At 63.3% G+C, this 16,361-nt stretch carries 15 protein-coding genes; 6 read left to right on the top strand and 9 right to left on the bottom strand.

Annotated features, from left to right (window positions below; genetic code table 11):
• Position 1: 1 nt before the first annotated feature.
• The 7 genes from OE856_RS00890 to OE856_RS00860 form a co-directional block, all read right to left on the bottom strand.
• Positions 2 to 2,074, bottom strand: a complete 2,073-nt coding sequence (locus tag OE856_RS00890) for an exonuclease domain-containing protein (RefSeq protein WP_263714163.1) — start codon at positions 2,072 to 2,074, stop codon at positions 2 to 4.
• A complete protein-coding gene (locus tag OE856_RS00885) occupies positions 2,067 to 2,453 on the bottom strand; it encodes a response regulator transcription factor (protein ID WP_263714162.1) in 387 nt (128 codons plus the stop codon). Before OE856_RS00885 ends, OE856_RS00890 begins: the two co-directional genes overlap by 8 nt.
• Before the next feature lie 18 nt (positions 2,454 to 2,471).
• Complete coding sequence (locus tag OE856_RS00880) at positions 2,472 to 2,981, bottom strand: hypothetical protein (protein WP_263714161.1); 510 nt, start codon at positions 2,979 to 2,981, stop codon at positions 2,472 to 2,474.
• 18 nt (positions 2,982 to 2,999) lie between these two features.
• A complete protein-coding gene (locus OE856_RS00875) occupies positions 3,000 to 4,838 on the bottom strand; it encodes a putative nucleotidyltransferase substrate binding domain-containing protein (protein ID WP_412174843.1) in 1,839 nt (612 codons plus the stop codon).
• Positions 4,839 to 4,993: 155 nt separating this feature from the next.
• Positions 4,994 to 6,778 (bottom strand): sodium:solute symporter family protein, encoded by a 1,785-nt coding sequence (locus tag OE856_RS00870; RefSeq protein ID WP_263714159.1) that lies wholly within the window; start codon positions 6,776 to 6,778, stop codon positions 4,994 to 4,996.
• Positions 6,779 to 6,792: 14 nt separating this feature from the next.
• Positions 6,793 to 7,053, bottom strand: coding sequence for a DUF4212 domain-containing protein (locus tag OE856_RS00865; RefSeq protein WP_263714158.1), 261 nt, complete (start codon positions 7,051 to 7,053; stop codon positions 6,793 to 6,795).
• A gap of 61 nt (positions 7,054 to 7,114) precedes the next feature.
• Complete coding sequence (locus OE856_RS00860) at positions 7,115 to 7,786, bottom strand: adenylate kinase (RefSeq protein WP_263714157.1); 672 nt, start codon at positions 7,784 to 7,786, stop codon at positions 7,115 to 7,117.
• Between the two features lie 591 nt (positions 7,787 to 8,377).
• On the opposite strand from OE856_RS00860, the gene OE856_RS00855 reads away from it, so the two are divergent.
• Complete coding sequence (locus OE856_RS00855) at positions 8,378 to 9,607, top strand: 3-deoxy-D-manno-octulosonic acid transferase (RefSeq protein WP_263714156.1); 1,230 nt, start codon at positions 8,378 to 8,380, stop codon at positions 9,605 to 9,607.
• Here OE856_RS00855 and thpR read toward each other — a convergent pair.
• Entirely contained in the window at positions 9,585 to 10,124 is a 540-nt protein-coding gene (thpR, locus tag OE856_RS00850) for an RNA 2',3'-cyclic phosphodiesterase (protein WP_263714155.1), read from the bottom strand. The two genes, OE856_RS00855 and thpR, sit on opposite strands and share 23 nt — an antisense overlap.
• Positions 10,121 to 11,251: an acetoin utilization protein AcuC gene (locus OE856_RS00845; protein WP_263714154.1), complete on the bottom strand. Its 1,131-nt coding sequence runs from the start codon at positions 11,249 to 11,251 to the stop codon at positions 10,121 to 10,123. The genes thpR and OE856_RS00845 overlap by 4 nt, the downstream gene beginning before the upstream one ends.
• Positions 11,252 to 11,369: 118 nt before the next feature.
• Here OE856_RS00845 and OE856_RS00840 point away from each other — a divergent pair, with 118 nt between their 5' ends.
• The 5 genes from OE856_RS00840 (at position 11,370) to OE856_RS00820 (ending at position 16,333) form a co-directional block, all read left to right on the top strand.
• Positions 11,370 to 11,795, top strand: coding sequence for a DUF1178 family protein (locus OE856_RS00840; RefSeq protein ID WP_263714153.1), 426 nt, complete (start codon positions 11,370 to 11,372; stop codon positions 11,793 to 11,795).
• 105 nt (positions 11,796 to 11,900) lie between these two features.
• Complete coding sequence (locus tag OE856_RS00835; protein ID WP_263714152.1) at positions 11,901 to 13,139, top strand: aspartate kinase; 1,239 nt, start codon at positions 11,901 to 11,903, stop codon at positions 13,137 to 13,139.
• A 12-nt stretch (positions 13,140 to 13,151) separates the two neighbouring features.
• Positions 13,152 to 15,410: a phosphoenolpyruvate--protein phosphotransferase gene (ptsP, locus tag OE856_RS00830; RefSeq protein ID WP_263714151.1), complete on the top strand. Its 2,259-nt coding sequence runs from the start codon at positions 13,152 to 13,154 to the stop codon at positions 15,408 to 15,410.
• Between the two features lie 93 nt (positions 15,411 to 15,503).
• A complete protein-coding gene (locus OE856_RS00825; RefSeq protein WP_263714150.1) occupies positions 15,504 to 15,818 on the top strand; it encodes a hypothetical protein in 315 nt (104 codons plus the stop codon).
• The gene (locus OE856_RS00820) at positions 15,815 to 16,333 is read left to right on the top strand and encodes a hypothetical protein (protein WP_263714149.1); all 519 of its coding nucleotides are present in this window, start codon (positions 15,815 to 15,817) and stop codon (positions 16,331 to 16,333) included. The genes OE856_RS00825 and OE856_RS00820 overlap by 4 nt, the downstream gene beginning before the upstream one ends.
• The last annotated feature ends 28 nt before the right edge of the window (positions 16,334 to 16,361 follow it).

Here is a 16,361-nt window from a genome sequence, read left to right as displayed (position 1 = left end):
CCTAGTAGTTCTGCATCTTGCGGATTTGCGCCATGCGGTTGGCCGCGTTGATCGCCTCGCCCAGCGTGGTGATCCCGTCAGCCTCAAGCAGGCGGATCAGCTGCAGGAACACCTCGGCCGTGGCCCGGGTGTCGCCCATCGCCGTGTGCCGCAGCTCTGGCGGGATCACCACGCCGAACCGTTCGGCCAGCGCGTCGAGCGTATGCTGGGACGAGTGGTCGAACAGCAGCGCCGACAGCAGAACCGTACACAGAACCGGCTGATCGAACTTGCGGCCGATCACCTCTTCCTTGAGGTTCAGGAAGGTCATGTCGAAGGGCGCGTTATGCGCGACCAGAACCGAGCCATGACAGAAATCATGGAACTCGCGCCCCGCCGTAGCGATATCGGGCGCGCCCTTGATCATGTCATTGCTGATGTGATGCACTGCGGTCGAGGCGGCCGGAATGTTGCGCTTGGGATCGACCAGCGTGTCGAATTCCTCGCCCTTCAGCATCCGCCCGTTGACGATCCGCACCCCGGCGATCTGCACGATCTCGTCGCCCTGGCGGGGCGTCAGACCGGTGGTTTCGGTGTCGAACACGACAAAGCTCATTTCCGACAGCTTCTGATCGGCCCAGTCGGAATCGATCTCAACCTGCGACAGGTTGAAATCATAGAACTCGGGCCGCGCATCCACCGGCGTCAGCTCGCGCACCTGCGCCGAATGCAGCGGCAGAACGATGCGGTGGCTGTTGCTGTCACTGCCGCGTTCGGGCCAGATCTCGGTGCGGTGCCCTTCCAGGGCGTCACGCCCCGAATACTGGCCATAGCCCTCGGACAAGGGCGCCCTAAGCCAGCGGTCGATCATGCCGTCGCTGGCCTCGGCCCCGGCCCATTCCAGGATCAGCCAAACCTCTTTGCCCTGCGGCTCGGCCCGCAGGGTAAAGCCCTCGCGCCCGTCCTCGGACCGTAGCCCGCGCACGATCATGTCCATCATTTCCAGCACGGCAAAGCCGTCGCATTTCAGGAACTGCTCGTCGCCCTCGATGGTGAACACCCGGTCGTGCCGCGCCTTGAGCGCGTCGAAAATGTCGCTCGAGGCCACAGACGACATCGGCCAGTGCCGCGCCAGCGCCTCTTCGTGGCGGGCGCTCATCTCGCTGAGCGTGTCGGTCATCTCGGCCACTTCGTCCATCATCGCGGTGCGGAACACGCCGCGCGCCTCGGCGGCCATGTCGGGTTCGGCATCCACCACGTCCAGCACCATGTTCAGCGCCGCCGTGCGCCGGCGCACGCGTTCCAGCAGCGTGTTAAACAGGTGGTCGCGCTCGGCATGGGATTCCAGATCCTCGGTGGCATCGTGGAACATCAGCACATAGCCCTTGCGCTCGCCCTCGCTGATCACCGGGCTGACCCGGGCCAGCAACATGCGCGATCCGTCGGCGCTGGCGGTCAGGAACTTTTCGGCCTCTTCCACCCCGCGCGCCAGCTGCGCCTCGAGCCGGTCCAGCGCGTGCAGCAGCGGCTCGGGCCGCAAGAACGCCTTGACCGGCCGCCCCAGCCCCAGATTGCCCAACAGGCCGTGGGCCTCGCGGTTATACAGCATCACCCGCAGGTCGGGCGTGGCCACGACAACGCCTTCGGCAAGGTCACGCAACAGCACCGCGAACAGCGCCTTTTCGCTGTTCAGCCGCGCGGTCTCCTCGGCGATCAGACGTTCTTGTGCGGCGCGGGTCTCGGCCAGGGCGTGGTGAATGGCATTGGCCGCCGGTGCTAGCGCGCCCAGATAGCGACCCTGGGCCTGGTCGATCTCTATCGAGACATCGGCCTGCGCCCGGGTGTGCAGGTCAGAGGCAAGCCCCAGAATGGGCTTGGCCACGTTTTCATCGAACAGAAAGGCGACCCAGACGGTCAGCCCGATCAACCCCGCCACCGCGGCCACGCCGGCAATGATGTAGCTGTCGATCGGCGCGGCCCCGCCCGAGCGGCTGTGCCCCCACCACAGGCCAGCGGCAATCGCCACCGTCCCGCCCAGCGCCAGCGCTGCAAAGAACAGCGCGAACCGGGCGCGCAGCCCCAGTTTCTCAGCCATCGGCAACCCCTCCCGACAGCAACTCGTCGATCTTGGCGGCCAGATCCTTGGCCGAGAACGGCTTGGTCATGAAGGCATCCGCCCCCAGCGCCAGCCCCTTGCGGCGTTCGACCTCTCCTCCGCGCGCGGTCATCATCAGGATACGCATGTTGTTCAACGCCGGGTCGCGGCGAATGACCTGGCACACCTCGTATCCCGACCGCCCGGGCAGCATCACGTCCAGAACCACCAGATCGGGCTTGTGTTCTTCGACTGCGGTCAGCGCGGCATCGCCATCAGCGACGCGGTGCATCTCATAGCCTTGTTTGCCGATCAGATAGCCCAAAGCCAGGGCGATATTGTCTTCGTCTTCTACCAGAAGAACTTTTTTCTGCGCCATTCGGAACCTCCTCTTTCCTCAGGCGTTGCACAGCACCTCATACAACTCGTCATCAGCCGGCACCGGTTGCCAATTCGCATCCTCCATCGGATTGGCCAAGGCGGCGTCGGTCACATCCGCGCGTGCGGGCGCGGAACAGTCAAACAGCTGCGGAACCTGGCTGGGAGCCAGCCACCGCCCGTATAGCAGCATGGTGAAAAGCCTCAGATCGGGCATGTCGTCGCGGCGTTGCACCCCGGCCAGATCAACCGCGATCACCCGCGTGATCTGCGGCTTGGCATAGGACCAGGGCTTCCACGCGGCGGTCTGTTCGATCTCGCGCACGACCACCACCCCTTCGGGCAGTTGGTTGATGGTGCGCTCGGCCCAAGTGTATTCCGACCAGACCGAAAAACCGATCATTGCCAGGCCCGCGCCCGCAGGCAGAAACCAGCGCGGCAGCATCCCGCGCAGAATCTTGTTGAGCAGCAGAATAATGCCCGCAGCGCCCAGCCCCGCGGCCACGGTGGCAATCAGTTCAATAAACATCCCTGTCCCGTCTTTTTCTTAGGCGCCGCGGCTTTGGCCCAGCGCCGATTGCATTGTCTTGACCACCATAAAGGCATCGCGAAGGTGGCTTCGGTCAAGGTCTGAAAGCGCATCGGGCGCCATGAAGTTGTCGGGCTTGGCGCCCGCACGGATTTGCGCGGCCTGATGGCGCAGCCGGGTTTCGGCGATCAGGTCATAGGCCGACAGCAGATCCTGCGCGCCCGAGGCCGATACCACGCCCGCATCACGGGCGGCCTCTAGCCGGTCACGGGTGTTCACGGCCTCTAGCCCACCCTGCAACGCATAGACCCGGCCCAGATCGACCACCGGCACCACGCCGTTATGTTTCAGATCGACCATGTTCTTATGCTCACCCGAGCGGATCAGCGAGAACCCCCGGAACAGGCTGAGCGGCGGCGTATGTTTCAGCGAGTTCGCGATCATATGCGCAACAAAGATCGAGTTGCCGCGCGCCATGTGCAGGGTCTCGTCCTGCAACGCATCGAACAGCGCACCGTTGCCGCCGATCGGTCGCAGATCGAACATGACCGAGGCCAGCATCTGCGCCTCGTTGTCGGGTTGCCCGATCCATTTCGAGAAATAGTCACGCCACACCCGCATCGGCTGGCGCCAGCGGTCGGCGGTGGCCATCATGTCGCCGGGGCAATAGACGAACCCGCAGGTATCCAGCCCGTCGGACACGAAACTCGCCATCTCCTTGAAATAGGCGTCGTCGCCGGGCGACATGCTGTCGTCGATGATCAGGCAGTTGTCCTGATCCGACACCCCGGTCTGTTCGCGCCGGCCCTGGCTGCCACAGGCGGCCCACAGATAGGGCACGGGCGCGGGGCCGAATTTCTGTTCGGCCAGCGTCAGCAGTCGCCGGGTGATGGCGTCGGTGATATCGGTGATGCGGCGGGTGATCGCCTCGTGCCGGGTGCCCGAGCCGACAAGCTGCACCAGCAACTGGGGCACGTTCTTCATGTGCCGCGCCATGTCCTCGGCGCTGTCGCAGCGGGCGATCTCTGCCACCATATGGCTGGCCGTGGTGGCCTGCTGGCGCACCAGGTCGGTGGTGCCGATCAGGCCCACCAGGCGGCCGTGGTCCTGCACCGGCAGGTGATTGATCTTTTTCTCGGCCAGGATCATCAGCGCATCCAGCCCCAGCGCGGCGGGCGATACGGTGATCGGGTTGGCGGTCATCACCTGCGAGACCGGCGTGTCGCCGCTCAGGCCCTCGGCCAGCACCTTGTTGGTCAGGTCGTGCTTGGTGATGATCCCGCTCAGGGCATCGCCCTCGGTGACCATCACGGACGAAATGCCGTTATCGCGCATGATCCGCGCGACCTCAGTGATGGTGCTGTTTTGCGAACAGGTGATCGGCGTGTTGACCATCAGGTCGGACACATGCAGCGCGGTCAGACCGGTGGCGGCGGTGTCGGGTTCGACCACCGCAGTGGGGGCCGAGCGTTCGAACCAGGCGGCAAAACCGTCGTCGCGCTTGAGAAGATCGTGGAAAGAGGTCGACGGGATGAGGATGACCCGCGACTTGACCGCGGCGCGCACGGTCAGGATGGCCTTGCCATCGCGCAGCAGCCCGCGTTCGCCGGTGATATCACCCGGGCCGCGATGCGACACGACCTCATCGCCATCGCCGATGACGTCGAAACGGCCGGTCGTGACCAGGAAAAGGCCGCTCAGCGCATCACCCTTGGCGAACAGAACGTTGCCCTGATCGACATCACGGCATTCCAGCTTGGGCGCCAGGTCCGCACCCAGTTCGCGCGGAAGGGCGTCGAAGGGCGCATATTGCAACAGATTGGCGAGAATTCGGCTTTGATCGTCCTGCACGGACATCCTCCTGCACTTGTGGGGTCGCGTGTGCGTCTGCCGGGCCATCGCGGCGGCCCAGACCAACCAGGGGCTAGAGGGCATTCCGGCGGCATGAGTCTAGCCCACACCGCCGGAAAGGTGGAGAGGACAGAATGTCCTCTCCGGCTTTTTATCGAACCTTAGTGATCGACAGCGGCACCGGCACCACGCGGGATGCGGACGCTTTCGACCAGCTCCTGGATCTCTGCCGGCGGCTCTTCGGTGGCGTTCGAAATAACGATCGCAACCAGGAAGTTAAGAGCCGCGCCAACAGCGCCGAACGAGGTCGACTTGATCGACAGCAGCAGCGGGTCGCTGTCGTCAAAGCTGTTGGTGCCCGGCACAAAGAACCAGCCCTTGTGCAGGAAGATGTAGACGATGGTCACGCCCAGACCAACCAGCATACCGGCAACGGCACCCTTGTTGTTCACGCGCTTGCTGAAGATACCCATCATCAGAGCCGGGAAGATCGACGCAGCAGCCAGACCAAAGGCCAGAGCCACGGTCTGAGCGGCGAAGCCCGGGGGGTTCAGACCCAGGTAGGTCGCAACACCGATGGCAACGGCCATGGCGATACGTGCCGACAGCAGCTCGTTTTTCTCCGACATGTTCGGGGTCAGCTGACCCTTCATCAGGTCGTGAGACACGGCCGACGAGATCGCCAGCAGCAGGCCGGCAGCCGTCGACAGAGCAGCAGCCAGACCACCCGCAGCCACCAGACCGATAACCCAGCCGGGCAGGTTGGCGATTTCGGGGTTGGCCAGAACCAGGATGTCGCGGTTGAACTTGGTCAGTTCGTTACCGGTCCAACCGTTCGCAGCGGCGCGTTCAGCCATAGCGGGCGAAGCGTCGTTGTAGAACTGGATCTTGCCGTCGCCGTTCTTGTCTTCCCAACCCAGCAGGCCGGTCTTTTCCCAGTTTTCCATCCACTGGTAGGCCGGATCGCTTTCGATCTGGGCCAGCGAGACGGGTTCACCCTGGGTACCGTTCGGCCACATTTGGTCGACGATGTTCAGGCGAGCCATTGCACCAACAGCCGGGGCAGTCAGATACAGCAGCGCGATGAACACCAGCGCCCAGCCAGCCGACCAACGGGCGTCAGCCACGCGCGGCACGGTGAAGAAGCGCATGATAACGTGGGGCAGACCAGCGGTACCGATCATCAGCGACAGGGTGAAGAGCACCATGTTCAGAGTATCGGCGCTGTGCACGGTATACTCGGCAAAGCCAAGCTCCAGCAGGACGGCGTCCAGTTTGGCCAGCAGCGGTTCACCCGAAGCAGCGTGATCGCCGAACAGGCCCAGGGCCGGGATCGGGTTGCCGGTCAGCTGCAGCGAGATGAAGATCGCCGGGATGGTGTAGGCGGTGATCAGCACGCAGTACTGGGCCACCTGGGTGTAGGTCACACCCTTCATGCCGCCGAACACAGCGTAGGCGAACACCACGCAGGCACCGATCAGCAGACCGGTGGTGTTGGACACTTCCAGGAAGCGACCGAAGGCCACGCCAACACCGGTCATCTGACCGATAACATAGGTCACCGACGCCACGATCAGACAGATCACGGCCACAAGGCGCGCGGTCGGGCTGTAGAAGCGGTCGCCGATGAACTCCGGCACGGTGAATTTGCCGAACTTGCGCAGATAGGGGGCAAGCAGCAGTGCAAGCAGCACGTAACCACCGGTCCAGCCCATCAGGAAGGTCGAGTTGTCGTAACCGACGAAGGCGATCAGACCCGCCATCGAGATGAACGACGCCGCCGACATCCAGTCAGCGCCAGTCGCCATACCGTTGACGACGGGGTGAACGCCACGACCAGCGGCGTAGAATTCAGAGGTCGAGCCCGCGCGGGCCCAGATTGCGATCCCGATGTAGAGCGCGAACGACGCCCCCACAAAGATCAAGTTAATTGCAAACTGACTCATCGTTGCTGTCCCTCTTATTCCTCAACGCCGTATTCGGCGTCGAGCTTGTTCATACGCCAGGCGTAGAAAAAGATGATTCCCAGGAACAGCAGGATCGAACCCTGCTGAGCAACCCAGAAGCCAAGATCCGAACCACCCACGGAGATGCCCGAAAGCATCGGCCGCAGGAGAATACCGAATCCGAACGGAACGATAAGCCAGAGCACCATACACCACTTCACAATGCGGATGTTGGCAGCCCAATAGGCCTTATCGCTAGCGGATGTTTCTGCCATGAAAGTCTCCCTTACTTTTGATCTGAAGCCGCAGCCCTCCTGCCGCGACGATCAGGACGTTTCAGCCATTCCCGAGCGCGTCGGCCATGGACTGAGAAACCAGGTTGATATCGGCCATTGCATCAATGGCCTTCAGTTTGCCGGAATCGCTGTAGTAGGCGATCAACGGGGCGGTCTCGGCGTGATAGGCCTTGAGACGCTCTGCCACCGTTTCGGCATTGTCATCGGCGCGGCGTTTGAACTCTGTGCCGCCACAGCTGTCGCACACACCCTCTTTCGCGGGCTTCTTGTGCGTGTCGTGATAGCCTTCGCCGCATTTGGCGCAGGTGTAACGACCGGAAATACGTTCGACCATCGCGGCATCGTCGACTTCCATCGAGATCACCACGTCCAGGCTCATGCCCTTGTCGGTCAGCAGCTTGTCCAGCGCGCCGGCCTGGGCAACGGTGCGCGGAAAGCCGTCAAAGATCACACCGCTGGCGACATCCGGCTCGTCCAGGCGGTCGTTCACGATGGCGATGACGATGTCGTCGGACACAAGGCCGCCCGCTTCCATCACCGCCTTGGCCGCCTTGCCGGCATCGGTGCCGGCGGCAACGGCGCCACGCAGCAGATCGCCCGTCGACAGCTGAACAAGACCAAACTTGTCCATCAGAATACGGGCCTGGGTGCCCTTGCCGGCCCCCGGGGGGCCCAAAAGAATCACGTTGGTAGCGGTGTCGGTGGCACTCATGCCGGTCTGTCCTCCCGTCGAGGCGCGTTTGCGCCAGGTATTCTTTTCTTTTGCGGCGCCGCCCGATCATCGGGTCGCGGACCGCAGGTGAATTGCCGTTTTCAGGTCCGCATCACGACAGACAAGCAAACGGCAGCCCGCCTACTCATGCCTATCGGATCGCTCGGATAAAGCTTCCCCCTCGAAATCGGCGCATGCCGGCCCACAATCGGCCAATTTTCGCCAATTGCACAGCAAAAAATCACGGTCACTTTACCAAACACACCCCCCGCAAGGAATTAGGCTCTGAATTTCTTACAGTATTTTGTGAATTTACTTACCGCTTACCTGAAAATTTGTGTAAATTTCTTCACATCCTTTCAAATTCTCCTTGAAATACAACGAAACTTTACTGCGGCGACACGACAGATAGTTTCCCGCGCCGGACCGGCGGGCGGGCAAATCCCACGCAAAACCCGATCAAAGCTCCGCACCTTCATCCTCGGCGCGAACCCATTGAGCGGAAATCTCGATTCGAACACGGGCACCGCATCGCTTGCATGGCCCGGTGGCTGGGCTTAGTGCTGGGGACGAACTGTTCCGGGGCCCGACGTGCTTTTCTACCGCCTTCTGCTTTGCTTTCTGGCACCCGCCCTGCTGATCCGCGCGGCGCGGGCAGGCGGGCTGTCGCAACGGCTGGGCGGCGGCGACCGGGAACCCGCCCCGACGGTCTGGCTGCACGCCGCCTCGAACGGAGAGGCCATGGCCGCCCGCCCTCTGATCGAGGCGATGCTGGCCAAGGCCCCCGACCTGACCATCACCGTCACCTGCAACACCACCACCGGGCGTGATCTGGTCGCGGGTTGGGGGCTGCCCGGTGTCGCGGCCCGGTTGGCGCCGCTGGATTTCCGCTGGGCGCTGCGCCGGTTCATGGCAAACCTGCGCCCGCAAGCGCTGATCGTGATCGAGAACGAACTTTGGCCCAACCGCCTGACCATGATGCAGGCCGCTGGCAAGCCCGTGATCGTGGCCTCGGCCCGGATGTCACAGCGCAGCGCCCGCGGCTGGGCCCGCCGCCCGGCGATGGCTGAGCGCATCATGTCGGCGATCACTCTGCTGTCGGCACAAGATACCGCGTCGCAACGCCGCTTTGCCCAGCTGGGCCTGACACCTGACCGCATCGCGCCTGTGGTGAACCTCAAGCTGACCCAGGACATCCCCGCCCCCCCGGCCGACACGCTGGCGCGGTTGCGCCCGCTGCTGCCACGCGCGGCGACGGTGCTGGCGGCCTCGACCCACGAGGGCGAGGACGAGATCATCCTCAGCGCCTTTGTCCGCGCCCGCCACGACCGGCCCGAGCTAAGGCTGATCCTGGCCCCGCGCCACCCGCGACGGGGCGATGATCTGGCCACGATGATCACCGAGGGCGGGCTGGGATGTTCACGTCAATCGGCGGGGCAAATGCCCGATCAGCCCGTGCATCTGGCCGACACGATGGGCGAGATGCCTCTGTGGTATGCGCTGGCCGGGGTGACATTCGTCGGCGGCTCGCTGGTGCCGCGCGGCGGCCACACCCCGTTCGAGCCCGCCGCCTATGACAGTGCCATCGTGCATGGCCCGCATCTGGACAATTTCGCCGACGCCTACGCGGCCCTGCAACAGGCCGGGGCCAGCCTACTGGTGCGTGACGCGGTCGATCTGGCCGACATCCTGCGCGACCCGGCCCGCACCGATCCCCTGCCCGACCGCGCCCGTGCCGTGATCGACCCGATGCGCGGCACCGAGGCCCTGGGCGATCTGGCCGACCGCATTTTGAACGTCATTCACTCAGCGGATAACTAGCCATCACGTCATAGCGCGGCCCCTTGGGTGACAGGTGCGATGAATAAAGATGAAACGCATCCACCCCGAATTGCGGCCCCGGCAGCACCGCCCGCGTGGCCACGAACCGCCCGATCGCAGCAAAATCGGCCTGCAGGTTCAGCCGCGCCAAGGTGATATGCGGGCGAAACCGGCGCCGCTCGGGCGTCAGACCGGCGCGCCGCGCGGCCCGCGTCACCGCCGCCTGCAACATATCCAGCGCCTCGCAGCGATGCGGCACCGCATGCACCTGCCGGGGCCGGTCGCCGCCGAACACGTCCAGCCCGGCTACGCACAGATCGAACCGTTTGGCGCGGATGGCCGACAGCTGCATATGCAGCTCGTCCAGCTGGCCGTCATTCAGATCACCCAGAAACACCAGCGTCAGGTGCATGTTCTCGGGCGGCACAAGGCGCGGCGCGGGCAGATGCCGTTGCAGATCGGCCAGCGCGTCAGTGGCCGGATCGGGGATAGCAAGGGCAACAAAGCTGCGGATCATGGGGCGGGCCTTTCGCCAAGCCGGGCCAGCCGGGTGCGGATCTCGTCACGCAGCGGGCCCGGGCGCGGTGTGTCGCGCAGGGTTGTGAACAGATGATCGGGCGGGTTGCGGCCGCGGCTGTTGCCCTCGAATGTCAGGCCACGCAGCACCGCCTCAGCCAAAGGGGGCAGACGGTCGGGAATGTCATGCCCCGCCAGCGTCGCCCAGACACCGGCCCAAAGCCGCCCCACCGACCACGGGTTATAGCCGCCCCCGCCCAGCACCAGATACCGTGGCGCCATGGGCCGCAGCGCCGCAACGGCCGCCCAATGCGCGTTGTTCGACAGGGCCAGCCGCGACAGCGGGTCTTCGTCCACGGCGTCAGCCCCGCATTGCAGCACCACCGCATCGGCCCTGAACGCGGCCACGCACGGCAAGATCAGCTGATCGAGAATGGCCGCGAACTCGGTATCATTCAGCCCGCGCGGCACCGGCAGGTTAAAGAGGTTGCCCACCCCCTGATCCTCAAGCGCGCCGGTAAAGGGCCAGCGGTGTTCTTCGTGAACGCTGATCATCAGCACGTCGCCGTCATCGGCAAAGGCCTCTTCGACGCCGTCGGGGTGGTGGGCATCAATATCGACATAGGCCACCCGCCGGGCGCCGTTGCGCCGCAGGGACAGGATCGCCAGCACCGGATCGTTGAGGTAGCAAAACCCGTTGGCCCGCCCGCGCAGCCCGTGATGCGTGCCCCCGGCCGGGTGATAGACCACCCCGCCCCCGGCCAGCATCTCGCCCGCCAGCAGCGACCCGCCCGCCCCGGTGGCCGGACGGCGGTACATCTCGGCAAAGACCGGGTTCGAGGCCGTGCCCAGACCATACCGCGCCCTATCCGCCTCGGTGACCTCTTGCCGGTCCTCGGCTCGGACCAGCGCCGCCAGGTAATCAGGGTCATGCCACAGCGCCAGCGCCTCGGGCTTGGCGCGCGGGCTTTGCACGAACTGCCCCGGCGCCAGCCAGCCCATGGCGCGCGCCAGATCCATCACCGTCGATACCCGCGGCACCCGCAGCGGATGCCACTTGCCATAGCTCGAATTCCGATAGATCTCGGACCCGATGAACCGGGGAATATCGCTGCTCTGTTCCGGCATCCGCGCCTCCTGCCGGGCATGCTAGCCCGCGTGCGCCGATTGTCCACTACGCGCCTGACGGATTGATCGCGCCCGCGGAATGCTTATTTTAAGAGTCCGCACCAAACCGGGAAGACCGATGATCCGTTACGCGCTGAATTGCGACAAGGGCCACAGCTTTGACAGCTGGTTCCAGTCCGCCGACGCCTTTGACAAGCTGCTGGCGGCGGGGATGGTGTCTTGCGCGGTCTGCGGCGGCACCGAGGTGACCAAGGGCCTGATGGCGCCGCGCCTGTCGCAATCGCGCGACGACACCCCCGATCGCCCGCTCAGTGCCCCCGCCAGCCCCGCCGAACAGGCCCTGGCCGAACTGCGCCGCAAGATCGAGGAAAACTCGGATTACGTGGGCGACAACTTTGCCGACGAGGCCCGGCGCATCCATTCCGGCGACGCGCCGGAACGCGTGATTCACGGCGAGGCCAGGCTGGACGAGGCCCGCGCCCTGATCGAAGAAGGCGTGCCGATCGCCCCCCTGCCCTTCATGTCGGGCCGCAAGACCAACTAGGCCCTGATTTTCGGCCCCCCGCGGCGCGAATCCCCCCTGTGCCCACTTGCCCTGAGGCCCCTCTTGACCTAGAGAGCGCCCGACGGAAAAGCACAGGGGCAAGTGATGCCGCTTCTAGTTATGAAATTCGGGGGCACCTCGGTTGCCGACCTCGACCGCATCAAGAACGCGGCCGAAAAGGTCAAACGCGAGGTCGAGCGCGGCTATGACGTGATCGTCATCGTATCGGCCATGTCGGGCAAGACCAACGAGCTGGTGAACTGGGTCGAGACCACCTCGCCCCTGTATGACGCGCGCGAATATGATGCGGTGGTCAGCTCGGGCGAGAATATCACCGCCGGCCTGATGGCGCTGACCCTGCAGGAAATGGACGTACCCGCCCGCAGCTGGCAGGGCTGGCAGGTGCCGCTGAAAACCACCAGCGCCCACGCCGCCGCCCGCATCGAAGAAATTCCGCGCGACAATATCGACGCCAAGTTCGCCGAAGGCATGAAGGTGGCCGTGGTCGCCGGGTTCCAGGGCATCAGCCCCGAGGGCCGCATCACCACGCTGGGCCGGGGCGGCAGCGATACCACCGCCGTGGCCTTTGCCGCCGCATTCGACGCCGAGCGCTGCGACATCTATACCGACGTGGACGGGGTCTATACCACCGATCCGCGCATCACCGACAAGGCCCGCAAGCTGGACAAGATCGCGTTCGAGGAAATGCTGGAACTGGCCAGCCTCGGCGCCAAGGTTCTGCAAACCCGCTCGGTCGAGCTGGCGATGCGGTTCAACGTGCGCCTGCGCGTGCTGTCGAGCTTTGAAGACAACGATGAAACATCCGGCACTCTGGTCTGCTCGGAGGAGGAAATCATGGAAAGCAATGTAGTCTCCGGTGTCGCCTACTCGCGCGACGAGGCCAAAATGACCCTGATCTCGGTCGCCGACCGCCCCGGCGTCGCCGCGGCGATCTTTGGCCCGCTGGCCGAGGCCGGCGTGAACGTCGATATGATCGTTCAGGACATCAGCGAAGAAGGCCGCACCAACATCACCTTCTCGTGCCCGGTCAACCAGGTCGCCCGCGCCGAACAGGCCGTTCTGAAGGCCAAGGATGACGGCGAGATCAATTTCCACGGCCTGGTCGCCGACAAGGATGTCGCCAAGGTTTCGGTGGTGGGCATCGGCATGCGCAGCCATACCGGCGTTGCCGCCAAGATGTTTGAATCGCTTTCTGCCGAAGGCGTGAACATCAAGGTCATCTCGACCTCGGAAATCAAGATTTCCGTGCTGATCGACCGGAAATATATGGAACTTGCCGTCCAAGCCCTTCATGATGCGTTCGGACTGGAAAAAACAGCCTGAGTGACGGAGTGAATGTCCGAACGCACGGACAGTGAAAGCGAGAGCCGCAAACTGCTACGCCGTTTGCGGGACACCCTTGCCGAACCGGGCAAGGGGCAGGAACGGCTTGACCGCATCACACATATCATCGCCGACTCGATGCGCACCGAGGTGTGCTCGATCTACCTGTTCCGCGACGCCGATACTTTGGAACTGTGCGCGACCGAGGGCCTCAAGCCCGAAGCCGTGCACAAGACCCGGATGCGCGTGGGCGAAGGCCTGGTCGGCCGCGTTGCGCGTGAACAGCGTCCAATCAACTCGGGCAACGCCCCCGCCGAAAAGGGTTTCCGCTATATGCCGGAAACCGGGGAAGAGATTTATTCCTCGTTCCTGGGCGTGCCGATCCAGCGCCTTGGCGAACGGCTGGGCGTGCTGGTCGTGCAGTCGAAAGAGGCCCGGCAATATTCCGAAGACGAGGTCTATGCCCTGGAAGTCGTGGCCATGGTCGTGGCCGAGATGACCGAGCTGGGCGCCTTTGTCGGCGACGACCCCGCCATGGCCGCCCTGCACCAACAGCCCGTCATGTTCCGCGGCGGCGTCGGCCAGGAAGGTGTGGCCGCCGGCCATGTCTGGCTGCACGAGCCGCGCGTGGTCATCACCAACCTTGTGGCCGACGACCCCGAGGCCGAAAGCATCCGCCTGCACGCCGCCGTCGATCAGCTGCGCCTGTCGGTCGATGACATGCTGTCGATCGCCGGATCGGGCGATGCCGAGCAGCTTGAGGTGCTCGAGGCCTATCGCATGTTCGCCAATTCCCGCGGCTGGATGCGCCGCATGGAAGAGGACATCGCCCGCGGCCTGTCGGCCGAAGCGGCCGTGGAAAAGGAACAATCCGCCGCCCGCGCCCGCATGGAAACCGTGCCCGATCCCTATCTGCGCGAGCGCCTGCAAGATCTCGACGACCTGTCGAACCGCCTGCTGCGCATCCTGACCGGCCAGGGCCATGACACCGGCGCCAGCCTGCCCAAAGACCCGGTTCTGATCGCCCGCAACATCGGCCCCGGCGAATTGCTGTCCTATGGCCGCAAGCTGAAGGGCATCATCCTCGAAGAGGGCTCGGTCGGCAGCCACGCCGCCATCGTGGCGCGCGCGCTGGCCATTCCGCTGATCATCCACGCCGAGCGCATCACCACCGAGGCGCTGAACGGCGACTATGTGCTGCTGGACGGCGAACAGGGCGTGGTGCATCTGCGCCCCGAGGAAAGCGTCGCGGCCGCCTTTCACGACAAGATGGCCATGCATGCCAAGGCGCTGCAACGCTATGTCTCGATCCGGCGCAAGCCTGCGCTCACACTCGATGGCCAGACCATCGCGCTGCATATGAATGCCGGGCTGATGGCCGATCTGCCGTCGCTGTCGGGCTCAGGCGCCGAGGGCGTGGGCCTGTTCCGAACCGAGCTGCAATTCCTGGTCCGCAGCCAGATGCCCCAGCGGGCCGAGCTGGCCGCGCTCTATTCGCGGGTGCTGGACGCGGCGGGCGGCAAACGCGTGGCCTTTCGCACGCTCGACATCGGGTCGGACAAGGTGCTGCCCTATATGAAGCGCGAAGAGGAACCCAACCCCGCCCTGGGTTGGCGCGCGATCCGGGTCGGCCTGGACAAGCCCGGCGTGATGCGGATGCAGTTGCAGGCGCTGGTGCGCGCGGCAGGCACGCGACCGCTGACCATCATGTTCCCCTTTGTCGCCGAGGCGTCGGAATTCTACGAGGCCAAGGGTCATCTCGACCATGTTCTGAAACAGGAGCAGAAATTGGGCCGCCCGGTGCCCGAAAAGATCGAGATCGGCGCAATGCTGGAAACCCCCAGCCTGGCCTACGCGCCCGACCGTTTCTTCGAGTCGGTCGATTTCATCTCGATCGGCGGCAATGACCTGAAACAGTTCTTTTTCGCCGCCGACCGCGAAAACGAGCTGGTACGGCGGCGCTATGACACGCTGAATGTCAGCTTCCTGCAATTCCTTGAACAGATCGTCGAGCGCTGCAACGCCACGGGCACGGCGCTGTCTTTCTGTGGCGAGGATGCCGGCCGCCCCGTCGAGGCTCTGTGCCTTGCGGCGATCGGGTTCCGTATTCTGTCGATGCGCCCGGCCTCGATCGGGCCGGTCAAGCACCTGCTGCGCAAGGTTCATCTGGGCGAGCTGAAAGCGGTGATCGACGATGCCGGGCGGCTGGGTCAGGCCTCGGCCCGCGGCGCGGTGATCGAACATCTCAGCAAGGGCGGCTGGGCGCTTTAGGCGCGGCGCCAGAGATTCTAAAGTTCACTATCGACGTAATTGTGAACCCTGCTATTAGTACAACCCCAGAACTCACAACTTAGAGAGCAAGTATTGTCGAAGGCTTCTACTTCCACAGATGTATCTGCGAGCACGCTCGATGAGGTATCCAAGTCCCTTGCCGAAGCCGTTAAGAACGCAGACTTTACACCCTGGCAACTAATATTCCTGATGTTGGGTATCGTTCTACTGATGAACGCAAAGGGGATTTATCAGATTCATGTTCAGAAATACGAAACCAAGCGTAAATATAACAATCTTGACAAGAAGACCGATCATAAGCTCAAACTGATGGAAGAGAAACTGGAACGAAAATCCAAATTTAAGGGGAATGGCAGCCTCGATTCAGAATACGGGAAGCATCTATGAGTGAACTTCTTATCTGCACCTTGATCGCTGTTGTTCTGGCCATCTTGCTCCAGAAGCGAAACGAGCAGAAGCTTCGCGCCGAAGCCCATAAGGGCGATGCGATAGAAGTAATGTTTAAAAACCTTAACACTCTAATCGAAGCGAAGTCCAAAAGGTCTCAGGATGTTCCCGATGAGATCTTGGTACTAGCATCATGGATGATAAAAAGTGTTAATATCAAAGGCATCGAGTTCATACTTGCTGCTTCCTTGCAGGACGGAAACAACACCCGACACCGTCCGTCACCTCTACAATCAAAGCCCATGAGAACTGAGCTGGAAAAGGTATTCACTGATCTAGTTCATGGTTGGGTTCTCTTTGTCTCGAACAAGAATTTGTTCGCTAGATTCCTGATCCGTAACGCCTTAGGGAAGCGGGTTGTAAGAGACGAGCGCTTCACGCCGTACACTGCCCAACTAGTCAAAAAGGTTGCCGACAAGAAATCCATTCACTGCCTCAACGGTGCAGCTGCATAGCGAAATCCAATAGCCATTTGTCATTTGC

It is taken from the genome of Actibacterium sp. XHP0104 (assembly GCF_025751515.1).
Taxonomy (GTDB): Bacteria; Pseudomonadota; Alphaproteobacteria; order Rhodobacterales; family Rhodobacteraceae; genus Actibacterium_D.
The sequence above is the reverse complement of the archived record's forward strand: the minus strand, read 5'-3'. Positions and strand labels throughout refer to the sequence as shown.